The organism is Flavobacterium sp. FG19, assembly GCF_057809475.1.
Map to the genome: position 1 here is coordinate 363,943 of NZ_JBMDKA010000003.1, position 18,270 is coordinate 382,212.

Genomic DNA, 18,270 nt, shown 5'->3' on the forward strand with positions numbered 1-18,270 from the left:
ATGTCCTATTCTAATACTTAATATTCTTTTAGTGGCTGTCAAGGAAAACAACAAAAAAGCCTGACAATTTTACAACTGTCAGGCTTTATAGCGTTTAACGCTCTTTATGATTACATTCTCTCCGGTACTTCAATTCCTAATAAAGCAAATGCTGATTTAATAACCTCTGCTACTTTTTGAGATAATTGCACTCTGAATATTTTTTTCGTTAAGTCGGTTTCACCTAAAATATGCACTGACTGATAGAAAGAGTTATATTCTTTTACCAGATCATAGGTATAATTGGCTATTAAAGCCGGGCTGTGATTTTGTGCCGCATTTTGAATTACTTCCGGGAAAAGCTCGATTTGTTTCACCAGTTCTTTTTCTTTTTCATGTAATTCCGGAATACTGGTTTTAGCCGAAAAATCAAAATCGGCTTTACGGATAATAGACTGGATTCTCGCATAAGTATACTGAATAAACGGTCCTGTATTTCCTGCAAAATCAACTGATTCCTCAGGGTTAAACAAAATACGTTTTTTTGGATCTACTTTTAAAATGTAATATTTTAAAGCTCCTAGTCCTATCGTTTGGTATAATTTCGCTTTTTCACTGTCAGAATAGCTGTCCAGTTTTCCTAAATCCTCTGAGATTTGTTTAGCCGTATCGGTCATGTCCTGCATCAGATCATCAGCATCTACCACAGTTCCTTCACGGCTTTTCATTTTCCCGGAAGGTAAATCTACCATTCCGTATGATAAATGATACAAACTTGAAGCCCAGTCGAAACCTAATTTCTGTAAAATCAAGAATAATACTTTAAAGTGAAAATCCTGTTCGTTTCCTACAGTGTACACCATAACTCCAACATCCGGCATATCTTTTACACGCTGAATGGCAGTTCCGATATCCTGTGTCATATAAACAGCAGTTCCATCGGAACGTAAAACAATTTTACGGTCTAAACCTTCGTTCGTCAAATCAATCCAGACAGAACCGTCCGGGTCTTTTTCAAAAACACCTTTATCCAGTCCTACCTGAACCACATCTTTACCTAATAAATACGTATTGCTTTCGTAGTAATATTTATCAAAATCAACTCCCAGATTGGTGTACGTTACGGCAAAACCATCATAAACCCACTGGTTCATTTTTTTCCAGAGTGCAATCACTTTTTCGTCGCCGGCTTCCCATTTTTTCAGCATATCCTGCGCTTCAATAATAATTGGCGCTTGTTTTTTAGCTTCTTCTTCGGTTTTACCTGCTTCAGTTAACTGGTTAATTTCGTTTTTATAGGCTTTATCAAACTCCACATAATATTTCCCTACCAGCTTATCTCCTTTCAGACCGGAAGTTTCAGGAGTTTCACCGTTTCCAAACTTCTCCCAGGCCAGCATCGATTTACAAATATGGATTCCTCGGTCGTTTATAATTTGAGTTTTATATACTTTTTTACCGGAAGCTTTTAAAATCTCGGCTACAGAATACCCCAAAAGGTTATTACGAACGTGTCCTAAATGCAGCGGTTTATTAGTATTTGGCGAAGAATATTCTACCATAACCGCTTTGTCTGCAGGATTGGGTACAACATAGCCAAACTTAGCATTGTCTTTTATATCATTAAAGAAATCCAGATAATAACTGTCTGAAATTACAATATTCAAAAAACCTGAAACCACATTAAAACGGGCTACTTCAGAAACATTTTCTACGAGATAGTTTCCAATTTTATTTCCCAATTCGGCAGGATTACTTTTAATCACTTTCAATAAAGGGAAAATTACCATTGTAATATCGCCTTCAAACTCCTTTCTGGTAGTCTGAAATTCGATTTTATCAACAGAAACATCAAATAAGGCCTGTATTGCTTTTTGTATAGAAGGTGTAAGAATTTGTGATAATGACATGTAAAACTTATTTTAAAGTGAGCAAAGATACTGCTTATTCATCAATTACAGAAAATGAAAAACATATAAAATCATATATTTTACTTCTAATCTCTTAAAAAACATTTTATTCTGATTGTTAAAATTATCAAAAAAACAAAACGCTAATCTGCTTTAAAACAGAACCTCTGAAAAAAATAAAAAAGTTTTTGAGTTTTTTATGTAACATATCTGCAGCAAAAGAGTCTTAATAGGGACTTTGATTTAGTCGAAGGAACAAAAAACAAAAAAGTAAAAAAACAATCACCATCAATCAATCAATCAAAATAATCAAAAAAACAAGTTTATGAAATTAAAACTCTTTCTGTTCGCAATATTTGGGATAATTGCAACAGCGCAAGCCCAGAATTCGGGAACGGTTTCTGGAAAAATTATTGAAAAATCCAACAATGCCCCTATTTCTTATGCTACCGTTTCTCTTAAAGAAAACGGAAAAATAGTGGCTGGTATTAATACAGATGACAACGGAGACTTTGCTTTTAAAAATCTGGCTTTAAAAAGTTATACTATCGAAATTCAATACATCGGGTTTCGAAAATATATCGGATCTGCACTTTTAAGCGAAAACAAAAAAACCGCTGTGGTTAATGTTTCACTTGAAGAAGAAGCGACGCAGTTACAAGGGGTAAATATTGTCGCTGAACGTTCTACAATCGAACAAAAAATTGACCGAAAAGTAGTGAATGTTGGAAAAGATTTAACAACAGCCGGAGCTTCTGCATCTGACATAATGAACAATATTCCTTCGGTAAACGTTGATCAGGATGGAAAACTTTCGCTTCGCGGAAATGACAATGTACGTGTATTAATTGACGGACGCCCGTCGAATATCGATCCGGCACAATTATTAAAACAGATTCCCTCAACTTCGATTAAAAAAATTGAGCTGATTACGAATCCAAGTGCCAAATACAACCCGGAGGGAATGTCGGGGATTATCAATATCATTTTACACAAAAACACTAATACCGGTTTTAACGGAAGTTACAGCGGAGGTATTACTTTTGGACAAACAGCCAAATACAATCAGTCTTTAGATCTGAACTATAAAACCGGAAAAGTGAATTTCTTTGGTAATGCGGGTCAGAACTTCGGAACCTATTTTAATGACGGTTTTATCAAAAGATATGACCAGGATATTATTCAGAATATTGATGTTATGAATGACAACGATTCTTACCTGTATAAAATTGGTATGGACTATTTTATTGATGATCATAACACCATATCAATCTATACCAATCAAAATAAAAATACCGGGAAAGGTTTTGTAGATACTGATATCGATTACAACAACGTAACCAATTCTGATATTTCGAACATTTTTCAAAAATCAAAATATTGGGGACCGGATCAGGTAGGAACTTATAATCTGGCTTATAAACATCTCTTTAAAAAAGAAGGCCACACTTTAGATTTTGAAGCTAATTACAGCGACAATAAAGAAACGCAAAATGCTTCTTTTGATACTAAAACAACAAAACTGGACAATACTTCAGGAAGTGTTTTATATGAAGACTATTTAAAAGGTACCCGTAAATTAAGTACTGCAAACATAGATTATGTGAATCCGTTAAACGAAAAAACAACGCTTGAAGCCGGTGCAGAAGCCCGTATAACAAGAACCGGAAACGATTATATAACAGGAAATCCTTTAGTTGCTCCTGTGAGCCAGATTTCTAACTACACCTACGATACTGATATTTACTCGGCTTATGTAACATTTGGACAGAAATACAAAAAATTCAGTTATCAGTTAGGAGCCCGTTTTGAAAGTTACAAAATGCAGGCGAACTTAAATCATGGTGCAACTATGTATGATGACGATTATCTTACTTTGTATCCTTCTGCTTATTTAACCTATAACTTAAATGACAAAAACACTTTGCAGTTTAGTTACAGCCGTCGTGTTGACCGTCCTAGTTTAGAACAGACCAAACCTATTCGTGAATTTTCTACTCCATTGGTTACCTCTTTAGGGAATCCGGATTTGAGACCACAGTTTACCAATTCTGTAGAAGTGAATTATACTAAAACATTAGAAAAAGGAAGTTTTACGGCGGGTGTTTTCGTGAGAAGCATTAATGACCAGATCAGCCGAATTTTATATCCGGACGATGCTGATGCCAGCGGTGAAAAACAAATTATGTCTTTTACAAACTTTGATCATAATACTTCTTACGGATTTGAGGTTTCGCTTAATTACAAAATTACAAAGTGGTGGGATATCCAGCCGTCAATTGATTTTTCGAGCATCAACCAGGAAGGTATTATCTTTGTTTTTGATCCAAAAAACAATGAAAGCAATCCGGAGAATAAAAAGGTTACTGTTGCAGCCTTCAATGGCCGTATGAATTCTAATTTTAAAGTAAACAAACGCTTAAGCTTTTTAGCATTTGGATTTTACAGGGGCGCTGTTGACGGACTTCAAAACAACAGTCACGAAATGTACAAAATGGATATTGGATCCCGATACACTTTGTTAGACAACAAAATGAACATCAGCGTACGTTTCAACGACGTGTTTAATACTATGAAATATGCTTTTGACAGTTTAAATCCTTATCCGCAGAGCGGGCAGTTTACCTGGGAAAGCCAAACCGTTTACTTAGGTTTAACTTACAATTTTGGCGGGGCTAAAATCAAAAAATTAGAGCGTAAACAAAGGGAAGACAATACTAATCAAGGCGGCGGCGGAATGTTCTAATCGTCACTTTTATTAGAATCTATTTAAATAATTTTCTTGTAGAAAAAAGCCTGAAGTTTGCCAGCTTCAGGCTTTTTTATGTATTGCAAATGTTATAAAAAATTTCGCAGTTCTTTTATTTCTTCCGGATTTGCAATTTCCGAATCGTTTGTTATGGCCGATGAATGATAAAAAGTTAAATCCAGATGTTCCTGCAGCAATTTAATATTAGACGATCTTAAACCGCCACCGGGCATAATTTCAATTCGGCCTGCTGCCAGTTCCTGAATTCTTTCCAGTGCCAGAATCCCTTCTTCCACATTGACACACTGCCCGGAAGTCAGTATGGTTTTAAAACCGCATTCAATTACATCTTCAAGGGATTTCTCTGCATCTTTTACAACATCAAAAGCACGATGAAAAGTGCAGGAAAGCGGATGTGCCAGATGCACCAGTTCTTTATTAAGCTTTTTATTTACTTTTCCGTTTCCTTTTAAAACGCCAAAAACAAAACCGTCAACTCCCAGTTTTTTATACTGCTTAATATCCTGTTTCATTTCTGTAAGCTCTTCGTCATTATAAACAAAATCTCCTCCACGGGGTCTTATGATAACATGCATTTTGATTTTTATGCTTTCGCGGACTTTTACCACCAAAATAGAATTAGGTGTGGTGCCGCCCAGCTTCATATTTTCACAGAGTTCTATACGATCAGCCCCGTTTTCCTGGGCAATTACAGCTGATTCATAATTAAAGCAGGCGATTTCAAGTTGATTTTTTTTCATTATAATTTTAAAATAGTGTCATTGGTAATTGTACAAAACAAACTGCCGGACGGTTATATCCGGTAAGCGGATTATTAGCCGTAAAATTGTTTCGGTTCCTGCTTTTACAGCCAAAATTATGCCGTAAAAGTGATACTAAAGTATAAAAAAACCTGCTCCAAAATGAGGCAGGTTTAAATATAATGCAAGATGAATTAATTTACCATTTAATAATTGCGCTAGCCCAGGTAAAACCACTTCCAAAGGCAGCCAGAACAACAGTATCCCCTGATTTAATTTTTCCTTGTTCCCACGCTTCGGTCAATGCAATCGGAATAGAAGCTGCTGTTGTATTTCCGTATTTCTGGATATTATTATGAACCTGATCATCCGTCAGCTTAAATTTATTCTGAATGAACTGTGAAATTCTAAGGTTAGCCTGATGCGGAATCAGCATGTCAATATCAGAAACCTGAAGTCCGTTAGCTTCCAGACCTTCATTGATTACCTCTGCAAAACGAACTACTGCATTTTTAAATACAAATTGTCCGTTCATATACGGGTAATAACTTTCGTCGTTGGGATCGTTGTCTGCAATAATATCGGTCACCCAGCGTGCTCCCATTCCCGGTGCCTGTAAAGCCAGTTCTTCGGCATGCAGTCCCTCAGAATGCAAATGTGTAGACAAAATTCCTTTAGTGAGGTCTTCTTCACGGCTTAAAACGGCGGCTCCTGCTCCATCTCCAAAAATCACCGAAACTCCTCGTCCGCGGGTTGTCATGTCCAGTCCGGTTGAATGCACCTCAGAACCAATTACCAGAATATTTTTATACATTCCGGTTTTAATATATTGATCGGCAACAGATATGGCATAAACAAATCCTGAACATTGATTTCTAACATCAAGTGCTCCAACTGTTTTTAATCCCAAATCACGCTGTACTAAAACACCTGGTCCCGGAAAGTAATAATCCGGACTTAAAGTAGCAAAAACGACAAAGTCAATATCTTCTTTGGCTATACCAGAACGTTCTATCGCAATTTTAGCTGCTTTTACTCCCATCGAGGTTGTTGTATCTTCTCCTCGAATGATATGTCTTCTTTCCTGAATCCCGGTTCGCTCCTGAATCCATTCATCATTGGTATCCATAATCTTAGACAAATCATCGTTTGTCACAACATTTGAAGGAACATAATATCCTAAGCCTGCTATTTTTGAATGATACATATTGTATTGTTATTTGTTAAAAATTTAGAATGCAAATTTAAGTATACTTTAAAACATTAGAGTACAAATTACTCTTTTTTTCGTAATTAGCAATTTAATATACTTTAATTATCAGACTGTTTAAAAACATTTACTTTCTGAAAAAACAACATTTTCTTTAAATCCCTGAAAAAAATGAAAAATATGATCTAAAATGTAACAAGACAAAAGTATCTTAGACAAACATTTTGAATACCATTTTTTCAAACCCATAAAATTCAACTTATGAAACTAAAGGTAACGCTGTTTTTATTCCTAAATGTTTGTTTGACCTCATTTGCCCAGGAAAATCTAAGCTATCAAAAACCTTCCAAATCTATTCTTGATTTAGCCGATTATCAAAGGGCACCAACGGTATCTATGGATACCAAAAAGGAAAACATGCTTTTCCTGTATCGTAACACGTACAAAACTCTTGATGATTTAAATCAGGAAGAAATTCGCTTAGCCGGATTAAGAATCAATCCGGTTACTAATATATCAAGTACTGTAACTTACATCAACAATCTTAAGCTTAGAAAAATAAACGGTAAAGAAGAAGTTCAGGTAAATGGTCAACCCGAAAATCCAAAAATCAGCAATATTCTTTGGTCACCAGACGATAAAAAGATCCTCTTTTCACATACTGCCGGTTCCGGTGTAGAACTCTGGGTAATAGATATAGAGACGACAAGAGCCGCAAAACTTACAGAAGCCAATGTAAATGCTAACCTGGGAACTCCTTTTATCTGGCTGGATAACGAGACCGTTTTAGTAAAAATGCTCCCTAAAAACAGACAGCCGCTTTTAGATTCTAAAAAAGACCTACCAGCGGGACCAATTGTTTCTAATACTTCCGGAGAAAAATCTCAAAACAGAACTTATCCGGATATGCTGAAAAACAAAAATGACGAAGCTAATTTTGAAAACTGTATTACTTCTGAATTATACAAAGTAAAATTAAACGGGGACGCTGTTTTATTTAAAGATGCAGCTATGTTTGCGGGAGAAAGAATTTCGCCGGATGGTAATTATATTATGCTGACCACCATTCACAAACCGTTTTCGTATGTTGTACCTTTAAACCGTTTTCCATTCAAAACCGTGGTTTATGATATTAGAGGAAAAGAGATTAAAACGGTAAACGAAGTGCCGTTAAACGAAATTATGCCAAAAGGTTTTATGGCTGTCCGAAAAGGGAAAAGAGAAATGACCTGGAGAAATGATAAACCAGCCACTTTAGTATATGTAACCGCTTTAGACGAAGGTGATCCTGCCAATAAAACGGATTTCAGGGATGAAGTTTTCCTTTGGGATGCTCCTTTTGATAAAGAAGCCTCTTCGCTAGTAAAAACACCGCAGCGTTTTAATGACATTCTTTGGGGCAATGATAATCTTGCTGTTGTTTCTGATGAATGGTACGATACCCGAAACAGCAGGACTTATTTAATAAACCCTTCAAATCCCGGTCAGCAGCCAAAACTAATTACGGATCGCAATTCACAGGATGTTTACTCTGATCCCGGCGTTTTTGAAACCAGAAAAAACGAGTACAACAAATATGTTTTAGCAATTGAAAAAGACAACCTTTACAGAATTGGGGACGGTTATACAAAAAACGGACAATTTCCTTTTATAGATGAATTTAACACAAATACCTTAAAATCAAAACGCCTTTATACTTCTCCATTTAAAGATAAAAAAGAAGAAATTTTAGAAATTGAAGATTTTAGATCAGGTAAAGTCCTGGTTCAGATTCAGTCAAAAACAGAATATCCAAATTACTATTTCAGAAATATTAAAAAACCCAACAGCCTGACCCCTGTTACTGCTTTTAAAAATCCGTTTGAAAGTATTAAAAACGTGAGCAAAGAAGTAATCAAATACAAACGTAAAGACGGACTGGAACTTTCAGGGACTTTATACCTTCCTGCAGGATATGACAAGAACAAAAAAGAAAAACTTCCTCTATTAATCTGGGCTTACCCGGCAGAGTACAAAGACCGAAACAGTGCTTCGCAGTCCACTCAAAACTCTAATGAATTTACATTTCCGTATTACGGATCGTTTGTATACTGGGTAACCAAAGGATATGTGGTTTTAGACGATGCCGCTTTCCCGATTATTGGCGAAGGTACCACCGAACCTAATGATAATTTTATCTCACAATTAGTCGACAATGCCGCTGCCGCCATCGATGCCGTTGATGCCTTAGGTTATATTAACCGCAAAAAAGTAGCGGTAGGCGGGCATTCTTACGGCGCTTTTATGACAGCCAATTTATTGACACATTCTGACCTTTTTGCGTGCGGAATTGCCAGAAGCGGTGCTTATAACAGGACCCTGACTCCTTTTGGTTTTCAGTCGGAACAGCGCAATTACTGGGAAGCTCCGGAAGTTTACAATACAATGTCACCTTTTATGAATGCTGACAAAATGAAAACACCTCTATTACTGGTTCATGGCGAAGCCGATAATAATCCGGGTACGTTTACACTGCAGACAGAACGTTATTTTCAGGCTTTAAAAGGTTTGGGCGCTCCGGCAAGAATGGTAATCCTGCCTAAAGAATCCCATGGTTATGCCGCAAAAGAAAACATACTTCATCTTTTATGGGAACAGGACCAGTTTTTAGAAAAGTACTTAAAAAATTAAATTTTACAGACTCACTTTTAAAACTAAACCCGACAGGTTTTAAATCTGTCGGGTTTAGTTTTTAAAGAATAAACCGGTTTTTAAAGGTAACTGAGTCCCAGAAATATTTCCTGTTCCAGCGGCAAATCAATTTCGCTTTCAAAAAATATCAACTGTCTTTTATAAACAGTTTCCACTAAATAATGACTTCCTCTAAAATAAGTCCTTCTGATTTTCACCTGAAGATTAGATTCAGCAACCATTTTAAACTGGTGCGGATATACTAGTGTTTTATGCGTTTCATCTTCATAAGGAAGCAGTAAATGCGTAGGTACCTCGTTTACCTCTCCAAATAAAGAAGCCACATATTTAACCTTAGGATCTTCGTAAATTTTGGACGGATTATCTTTTACAACAATTTCGCCATGACGCATTACGATAGCCTCATCCGCAAACGACAAGGCATCTGTACTGTCATGTGTCGCAATGATACAGGTGATTCCTTTTTGTTTTAAGTATTTGAACAAATTTCGGCGTAAAGCATTTTTACGAAAAGCATCAATCTGACTGAAAGGTTCGTCTAATAAAATCACCTCCGGTTCCAGAGCCAGTACACGAACTAAGGCAACCCTCTGTTGCTGTCCCCCGCTCAAAAATTTGGTTTTTACATTAGAAAACTGTTCCATCTCTACCATTTCCAGCAGTTCCTGAACACGAAGTTTTTTCATGTTGGCAAAACCATTCGAAAGAAACTTTCCTACATTTTCGGCCACGGTTTCATAAGGAGACAAATCAAAATCCTGCGCCAGATATTTCATATACGGCATTCCGGGGATCAAATTGTATTTAGGTCCGTGAACAGGTTTTTCGTTATAAAAAATTTTGCCTTCATCTAAATCGAACAAACCATATATCAGCTTCAGGAGGGTACTTTTCCCGCAGCCGCTCTCTCCAATAATGGCAATATTCTCGCCTTTATTGATTGTAAAAGAAACATTATTGATAACTGGTTTATCAGTATACGAAAAAGATATATTTTGAATATCAAGCATGTGTTGTAATTAGAAAGGTCAAATTTACGATGTTTAATTTCTAAAGTCAAAAAAAAGCTGCTTCAATTATGAAACAGCTTTTTTTATATTTTATTTTATCCGAAATTATTTTCCGGCTTCTGCTTTAGCATCATTAACCATTTTGTCATTTGCTGTAATAGAAAATTCTACACGACGGTTTTGCGCTCTTCCTTCAGGAGTATCATTGGTTGCAATTGGATCCACAATACCTAAACCGGAAGTTTTGAAACGGCTTGATTTTAATCCTTTTGAAACTAAATAAGCCTGTACCGAAGCCGCTCTTTGTCCTGAAAGTGTCAGGTTGTACTCTGGTTTACCCGTATTATCAGTATATCCAAAAATCTGAATATCAGTATCTCCGTAATCATTAAATACAGGTACTAATTTGTCTAAGTTTGCTTTTGCCTGAGGAGTAAGTGTTGATTTATTAGTATCAAAACGAACGGCATTTTCATTTAAAGTCAGGTGAATTCCTTCTCCTACTCTTTCTACAGAAGCACCTGGTAAAGCCTGATCGATTTCACGGGCCTGTTTGTCCATTTTGTTCCCAATCAAAGCTCCGGTTCCTCCACCTACGGCAGCACCAATGGCAGCACCTAATGCAGCATTTCCTCCTTTACCTAAATTATTTCCCAAAACTGCACCAATTACACCACCGGCAACAGCACCAATTCCAGCTCCTTTTTGTGTATTATTTGCATTTTTTACTGAATCACAGCTTGTAAAAAAACCAGTGAATACAAATAAAACACTTAAACTTAAAACAGTTATCTTTTTCATTTTCTTTCTTTTTTAAATATTAATTAGCTCTTTGAAATTGGTATACCACATCTTTTACCTGTCCGCCAACGTTGATATTGTCAATTAACTGGAATGAACTTTCAGTTACACCGGCAACTTTAAGCAGATAACCGTCTCTTACTTTCTTTGCCTTTTCACCTGCATCAAGAATTTTAAGAATAAACATTCCCTGATTGTTGATACTCCACACAATTGGCGACGAAAATGAAGTACAGCTTGGCGACGTTAAAGCCATCGTTCCTTTATTATTGTTTGAAATAAAGCTCCAGTTGCTGCCAATGAAACATTTTGAATCAGCAAGATCAAATGAATTTACTTTGATATAATCAGATCCCGGATAAGATACATTGGTAAGCACCCAGTTTCCTTTAAGAGCTACCTGAGTTGGCCGGTCAAGCTTTGTTGAAAGCGTTGTGTCTGTTGAAGCTGTGGACGAAGCTGATTTACACGCAAAAAACATAGCGGCAATCATGCATATGAAAATACTCTTCTTCATTTTGTACAATTTTTATTAGATTAATACTTGCCTTTTTAACAATTATTGTACCACAAATATACGACTCGTTGAGATAATTTTCGTTTTACAATCAATTTATTTTCTTTCAAAATTAACATTTCCGACATTTTGTCACTCTAGAAACAATTGGTATTTTATTTGAAAGAATGAAAATCATCTAGTTAAATTCAAAAAATAAAAAATAAAAAAATATGGCAACAGGTAAAATTAATGTTTCGGTAGAAAACATCTTTCCCTTAATTAAAAAATTCTTATACAGCGATCACGAAATCTTCCTTCGTGAGCTGGTTTCAAACGGAACCGATGCTACTTTAAAACTAAAACACCTTATCAGCATTGGTGAGGCCAAAACTGAATACGGAAACCCAATTATCGAGGTTAAAGTAGACAAAGAAGGCAAAAAAATCCACATTATCGACCAGGGTCTGGGTATGACAGCTGACGAAGTTGAAAAATACATCAACCAGGTAGCTTTTTCAGGAGCCGAAGAGTTTCTTGACAAATACAAAGACTCTGCTAAGGATTCCGGAATTATCGGACATTTTGGCCTTGGGTTTTACTCTGCTTTTATGGTGGCTGAAAAAGTAGAAATCATCACAAAATCATACAAAGACGAACCTGCTGCACACTGGACCTGCGACGGAAGCCCTGAATTTACTTTAGAGCCTGCTGACAAAACTTCACGTGGTACAGAGATCATCCTGCATATTGCCGAAGATTCTCTTGAATTTTTAGAAGATTCTAAAATCAGCGGACTGTTGAATAAGTATAACAAGTTTATGCCTATTCCAATTAAATTCGGAACCAGAACAGAAACACTTCCTAAACCGGAAGATGCTCCCGAAGATTACATCAACGAAACTGTTGAAACAGACAACATTATCAATAACCCAAATCCGGCATGGACAAAACAGCCTTCTGAATTATCTGATGAAGATTACAAAAACTTCTACAGAGAATTGTACCCAATGCAGTTTGAAGAGCCGTTATTCCACATTCACCTAAATGTAGATTATCCGTTTAACTTAACTGGTATTTTGTATTTCCCTAAATTAGGAAACGACATGCAGATCCAGAAAGACAAAATTCAGCTGTACCAAAATCAGGTTTACGTTACCGATAATGTAGAAGGAATTGTACCTGAATTCCTGACAATGCTTAAAGGGGTTATCGATTCACCGGACATTCCGTTAAACGTTTCCCGTTCAGGATTACAGGCTGACGGAGCGGTTAAGAAAATCTCAAACTATATTACCCGTAAAGTTGCTGATAAACTAAAAGCATTGTTCAACGAAAACCGTGCTGACTTTGAAGCAAAATGGAACGACATTAAAATTGTTTTAGAGTACGGAATGCTTTCTGAAGAAAAATTCTACGAAAAAGCCGGTGCCTTTGTATTGTACCCAACGGTAGATGACACTTACTTTACGTTAGAAGAGTTAAAAGAAAAACTAAAAGAAAACCAAACAGATAAGGATGGTAAATTAGTGGTTCTTTATGCCGGAAACAAAGAAGCACAGCACTCTTACATCGAAGCTGCCAAAGACAAAGGTTACGAAGTACTGCTTTTAGATTCTCCGATTATTTCGCATTTAATCCAGAAAATTGAAAATGACAACGGCGGATTAACTTTTGTACGTGTTGATTCTGACCATATTGATAATTTAATTAAAAAAGACGAAAACACGATTTCAAAATTATCTGATGACGAAAAAGCCGCTTTAAAAACTTCATTAGAAGCTTACATTCCAAAAGCTTACAGCGTACAACTGGAAGCAATGGACAGTCAGGCAGCTCCGTTTATCATTACGCAGCCTGAATTTATGCGAAGAATGAAAGAAATGAGCCAGACCGGCGGAGGCGGAATGTTTGGAATGGGCAATATGCCGGAAATGTACAATCTGGTTGTAAACACTAACTCTGATTTAGCGTCAAGCATTTTGAATACAGAAGACAAAGCACATCAGGAACATTTAGTAAAACAGGCTCTGGATTTAGCCAAACTGTCTCAAAACCTTTTAAAAGGAGAAGCTTTAACGGCTTTTGTAAAAAGAAGTTTTGAAATGATTAAATAATAAGATTATAATTAAAAATAATCTCCTGAAAACCCTGCAAATACAATTTGCAGGGTTTTCTTTTATACCTCAAAAGCAATTTGAAAATCAGGTAATTATACTCATTTATTTTCTTTAAAAACTATCTAACTTTAGGTATTCTTTTAAGAAGATCCAAAAACATTGCTAAAAGAGCCAGCCTTTCCCCATTACCTTCCTTTAAAATCAGAATATTTTATAAACCATATATTTTAATTTGTCTTTTTAAGTACTTCTGATACAAGTTCAACTGCCGAAAAACGAACTGGCACTTTCTATTTAACTTTTCAAACTTGGAATTTTTATAACCTTAATTTAAAATCCAATGTCAAACAAAATAGGAATTTACATTACAGGCCTCGGGCAGTCTATAGACAACGAAAGCGTTGAAAAATATGCCGAAAGACTCAAAAATGAATTAAGTTTCAAAACAACCGGTACATTTTATCATCTTAAAATAGAAAAGAAAATTTACCCTATAGACAAGGACTGCACCCTCGTAAACATTTACAAAAAGGACCGAAAAGACAAAGACAACCCTGATATTATTGGCGAACTTATTTACAAATTATACGATTTTCAGTATCACAAAATCCTGACCGATAAGTTTGAACGCCATAATATTATCGTTAAAAACCTGCTGCTGTTTGTCTTAATTATAAAAAAATTTCCGCAGATTATAGTAAGGCTTTTTAACGGAAATGGTTTCAGCAGACCCCTGCAGACTCTTTACGCTTTCCTGATATTATTTACCATTTCCTTATGTATTCTCTTTTTAATTCCCGGCTGTATTGAATTAATACTCAATAGTACCGGCAAAGGCCCCAGCTTAAAAGACAACATCAATGAGGTTCTTTGCTCACTTGATATTACTGATTACAGAATCACCTCAGAAACAGCAAAAAGTATAGCCAGCTACTCTAAAAAAATACTTTCTGTAACCACTTTAGTACTTCTTTTTGCCCCAAGATCAAAAACCATTCTCACCTCTTTGGCGACAGAATTTTCATGTGTCGACAATTATATTACTGTTGGCGAACAAAGCCAGATTTTATTAGGTAACCTGGATCAACTGGTAGAACACATTGCCGAAAACGAGCCCAATCCCGAAATACATTTTCACACTTACAGTTTTGGAAGTATTCTGGCTATAGATGCGCTTTTCCCTATCGCAAAAATCCCGCCGTCTGACAACATCCAGAAATTAACCAAACTCCTTATCACAACCGGAAATCCGTTTGAATTTATTAATGCCTATTATCCGTACTATTACAATAACAGATCAGATGTAATGAAAGACAGCTTAAAATGGCTTAATATTTATTCCCTTTCCGATGTGTTTTCGACCAACTACAGAAGAGACAACAATCGTGGAGAAGCTGAATTTGGCATAAACGACATTACACTTCTGCCCGAAAATATTAATTATGAAATTACTTCGGACAGATCCGGTCTGATTTCTTTCTTTTTACTAAACAGTATCAAGATGCACAAATGTTACTGGGATACTTCTACCATAGGCCAAAGCTGCATGAAAGTAATTCTGCCCGTCTTATTAAAAAACAACCTGATCAGCCTGTAAAAAAACCTAAAAACACTACAAAACAACCAACTTTAAAACCTGATTACTAAATAGTTAATTTAAAAATCCTGAAAACAGAATTTTCAGGATTTTATTTATGAATTCTTTTTTTCATTACATTTGACTGCCTTTAATTCTAACTATAAACAAAAAACCAATATGAAAAAAACTCTTATTTTACTTTCGGCTATTTGTGCTTCGGCCTTTATTTATGTATCCTGTTCGAGCGATGATGTTGTTGATGTGGCAGACACTACAACAGTGGGAACCTCTATTGTTATTGATGCGGTTAACGAAATGGACGTTAAAACCGGATTAACCGTAAGCAGCGGCAGCCTTGCTTCTAAACCTGCAGAAACAGCACCTGCCAATTGCGCCAACATCACGGTTGAAACTCCAAATGAAACAGAATATCCAAAAATTTTCACAGTAGATTACGGCACAACAGGCTGTACCCTAAATCAAATTACCCGAAAAGGAAAACTAAAAATTACACTCAGCGGCTCCATAATTACAACCGGAAGCAAAATGACTGTTGAAAGAATCGATTATTCTATAAACGGACTTAAACTGGAAGGAAAAATCGAATATACCAATACCACAATCACTGCCTCTGTTCCGCAATGGACAAGAACAGTAACCAACGGAAAACTGACAGACCTGCTTGGACGTGTTTATACCAACTCAGGCACTGTTACCGTAAAACAAACAGCCGGTGTTGATACTCCGTATGTACTGGAAGATAACGTATACGAAATGCCGGAAGGAAACCATACCGTAACATCTGAAAAAGGCGGAACGCTGACCCTTACCGTACAGGAATCATTGATTAAAAAATATTCCTGCGAATACATTTCTAAAGGAAAATTAAAAGTTCAGGGCGGATTTTTAAACGGCGTGGTAGATTACGGAAACAACGACTGTGATACCAAATACACCTACACTCACGAAAATGGAGCTGTTTACACTTTAGTGATGTAATCAATTCATTTTTAAAAAAATATACCAATCCCGGTTTAGAAATAAACCGGGATTTTTATTTTCAGAAAAATTAAACAGCGCCTTATTTACATTCAAACTATTTTCTTTATTTTGCACCAAAATCTAATAAACTAATGAAAAAATCAATTATTGCTTTTGTTACTCTTGCGGTATTAGCCTCTTGCAGCAAAAAAGAATCAGCTGCAGACAGCTTACATATTACAGGAAACATCAAAGGTCTAAAAACCGGGACATTATATATCCAAAGAATCGTTGATACCTCGCTTGTGGCTATTGACAGTATCAAAATGGACGGAAACTCTTCTTTTGAAAGAGACATTAAATTAGAATCTCCGGAAATGCTTTACTTATTTCTGGATCGTGGTGTAACCAACTCTCTGGATAATAATATTTTGTTTTTTGCAGAACCGGGAAATATCAACATCGATACCAATCTGGACAGTTTTATTGCAAGTGCTAAAATTACCGGATCTAAAAATCAGGAATTATACGAAGAGTACAAAAAAGTAAATTCCCGTTTTATCGACGAAAACCTTACCATGGTGGAAGCAAGATTTAAAGCTTTAAAAAGACAAGACCAAAAAGCCATTGACAGTATCGACGCTAAACAGCAGTCTAATACGAAGAGAAAATACTTATATGCAACCAATTTCGCTATTAACAATAAAGATCACGAAATTGCACCTTATATTGCTTTAGCAGAGATTTATGACATCAACATCAAATTCCTTGATACGATTCAAAAATCGATGACACCAAAAGTAGCACAATCACTTTACGGTAAAAAGCTGACGAAATACGTAGCCGATATTAAAAAAGAAGAACAAAAAGCTCCGGCAGCTGCAGAATAAATTAAAAACGCCCTGAAAATTTCAGGGCGTTTTTTTATGTTTTTATTTGTTCAATAATTTTTCCAGATAGTCTACTTTATCTTTTTCTGCCTGAACCAAACGTTCATAAAGCTCAATGACTTTATCAAGAGGATTGAAATTGCAGTTAAATGCATTTCCATTAATAAAACTGCCTTCACTTAAGGTATTCCCTATAATGTTCAAAACAGCTTCTTCGGAAAAATTTTTAATTCCTTCAACAGATACACCCAAAACTTCGGCAATGGCTTTGAGTTTGTCTTCATCGATGGTTTCGCTGTTTTCAATAGCTGAAACGGTTTGCTGACTCAAACCTAAGGCCTGCGCCAATGCTTCCTGTTTCATGTCACGAAGTTCACGAATACGGCTTATTTTTCGGCCGATATGGCTGGGTTTTGTTAGTGTGCTCATAATTCAAAGATAATAATTAAGTGAATACCTTTAAACAGTAAAAAACAGATTTAAAATGTACGATACTATGACAGCTTAATTCTGTTATTCATTGTATCGTCAATGCAGACAAAAATACAATTTTTCCGACAAAAAAATCAAAAGCTTTAACTGAAATTCTTTTTTTTCAATTTTAGATCACCCCAGGATTTTGCCAAAGTTTCCGCGGTTGAAACCGCAGGCTATATCTAATCATCTTTATCGAATTTCTGGTGTGATTTCTCCTTTCACCAAAAAGATAATGTCTTGTGTTTGTTTCTGTCTAAATATCTAAATTAAATCAAGAAGAATCCTAAACTCAACAATTTTGGAATTTGGAATTTTAATTATTGGATTTTTGTTTCCGCGGTTGAAACCGCAGGCTATATTTAACTATCGTTGTCGAATTTCTGGTGTGATTTCTCCTTTCGCCAAAAGGATAATGTCTTGTGTTTGTTTCTGTCTAAATATCTAAATTAAATCAATAAGAATCCTAAACTCAAAAATTTTGGAATTTGGAATTTATTTTTTTTGGAATTTTTTATTTTTTTTAGGCAAAAAAAAACCACCACAAAATTGTGATGGTTTTTGGAGCCGATAGAGGGACTCGAACCCACGACCTGCTGATTACAAATCAGCTGCTCTA

13 protein-coding genes are annotated in these 18,270 nt (G+C 35.9%); 6 read left to right on the forward strand and 7 right to left on the reverse strand.

Annotated elements, in window-relative coordinates; translation table 11 throughout:
* Positions 1–110 precede the first annotated feature (110 nt).
* Positions 111–1,889: an arginine--tRNA ligase gene (argS, locus tag ACODST_RS05295; RefSeq protein WP_488931068.1), complete on the reverse strand. Its 1,779-nt coding sequence runs from the start codon at positions 1,887–1,889 to the stop codon at positions 111–113.
* Positions 1,890–2,214: 325 nt separating this feature from the next.
* Between argS and ACODST_RS05300 the strand changes: the two genes are divergently transcribed.
* Positions 2,215–4,635 (forward strand): TonB-dependent receptor, encoded by a 2,421-nt coding sequence (locus tag ACODST_RS05300; RefSeq protein WP_488931069.1) that lies wholly within the window; start codon positions 2,215–2,217, stop codon positions 4,633–4,635.
* 92 nt (positions 4,636–4,727) lie between these two features.
* On the opposite strand, the gene ACODST_RS05305 is transcribed toward ACODST_RS05300, so the two are convergent.
* On the reverse strand, positions 4,728–5,399 hold the full coding sequence (locus ACODST_RS05305; protein WP_488931070.1) for a copper homeostasis protein CutC: 672 nt from the start codon (positions 5,397–5,399) through the stop codon (positions 4,728–4,730).
* Between the two features lie 199 nt (positions 5,400–5,598).
* Positions 5,599–6,606 carry a 3-oxoacyl-ACP synthase III family protein gene (locus ACODST_RS05310; protein WP_488931071.1) on the reverse strand — a complete coding sequence of 336 codons (1,008 nt, stop codon included), beginning with the start codon at positions 6,604–6,606 and terminating at the stop codon, positions 5,599–5,601.
* 264 nt (positions 6,607–6,870) lie between these two features.
* On the opposite strand from ACODST_RS05310, the gene ACODST_RS05315 reads away from it, so the two are divergent.
* Positions 6,871–9,279, forward strand: coding sequence for an alpha/beta hydrolase family protein (locus ACODST_RS05315; protein ID WP_488931072.1), 2,409 nt, complete (start codon positions 6,871–6,873; stop codon positions 9,277–9,279).
* A gap of 80 nt (positions 9,280–9,359) precedes the next feature.
* Here the strand turns inward: ACODST_RS05315 and ACODST_RS05320 are convergent, their stop codons facing one another.
* The 3 genes from ACODST_RS05320 to ACODST_RS05330 all read right to left on the reverse strand — a co-directional run bounded on the left by ACODST_RS05320 (position 9,360) and on the right by ACODST_RS05330 (position 11,628).
* A complete protein-coding gene (locus tag ACODST_RS05320; protein WP_488931073.1) occupies positions 9,360–10,310 on the reverse strand; it encodes an ABC transporter ATP-binding protein in 951 nt (316 codons plus the stop codon).
* Between the two features lie 105 nt (positions 10,311–10,415).
* Positions 10,416–11,111 carry a YiaD family glycine zipper/OmpA-like lipoprotein gene (locus ACODST_RS05325; RefSeq protein WP_488931074.1) on the reverse strand — a complete coding sequence of 232 codons (696 nt, stop codon included), beginning with the start codon at positions 11,109–11,111 and terminating at the stop codon, positions 10,416–10,418.
* A 19-nt stretch (positions 11,112–11,130) separates the two neighbouring features.
* Entirely contained in the window at positions 11,131–11,628 is a 498-nt protein-coding gene (locus ACODST_RS05330) for a lipocalin family protein (RefSeq protein ID WP_488931075.1), read from the reverse strand.
* A 212-nt stretch (positions 11,629–11,840) separates the two neighbouring features.
* Between ACODST_RS05330 and htpG the strand changes: the two genes are divergently transcribed.
* The 4 genes from htpG (at position 11,841) to ACODST_RS05350 (ending at position 17,177) form a co-directional block, all read left to right on the forward strand.
* Positions 11,841–13,724: a molecular chaperone HtpG gene (gene htpG / locus ACODST_RS05335; protein ID WP_488931076.1), complete on the forward strand. Its 1,884-nt coding sequence runs from the start codon at positions 11,841–11,843 to the stop codon at positions 13,722–13,724.
* A 343-nt stretch (positions 13,725–14,067) separates the two neighbouring features.
* Positions 14,068–15,324, forward strand: coding sequence for a hypothetical protein (locus tag ACODST_RS05340; RefSeq protein ID WP_488931077.1), 1,257 nt, complete (start codon positions 14,068–14,070; stop codon positions 15,322–15,324).
* A gap of 159 nt (positions 15,325–15,483) precedes the next feature.
* Complete coding sequence (locus ACODST_RS05345; protein WP_488931078.1) at positions 15,484–16,305, forward strand: hypothetical protein; 822 nt, start codon at positions 15,484–15,486, stop codon at positions 16,303–16,305.
* Positions 16,306–16,439: 134 nt separating this feature from the next.
* Entirely contained in the window at positions 16,440–17,177 is a 738-nt protein-coding gene (locus ACODST_RS05350; RefSeq protein WP_488931079.1) for a DUF4369 domain-containing protein, read from the forward strand.
* A gap of 42 nt (positions 17,178–17,219) precedes the next feature.
* Here the strand turns inward: ACODST_RS05350 and ACODST_RS05355 are convergent, their stop codons facing one another.
* On the reverse strand, positions 17,220–17,606 hold the full coding sequence (locus ACODST_RS05355; protein WP_488931080.1) for a helix-turn-helix domain-containing protein: 387 nt from the start codon (positions 17,604–17,606) through the stop codon (positions 17,220–17,222).
* Between the last annotated feature and the right edge of the window lie 664 nt (positions 17,607–18,270).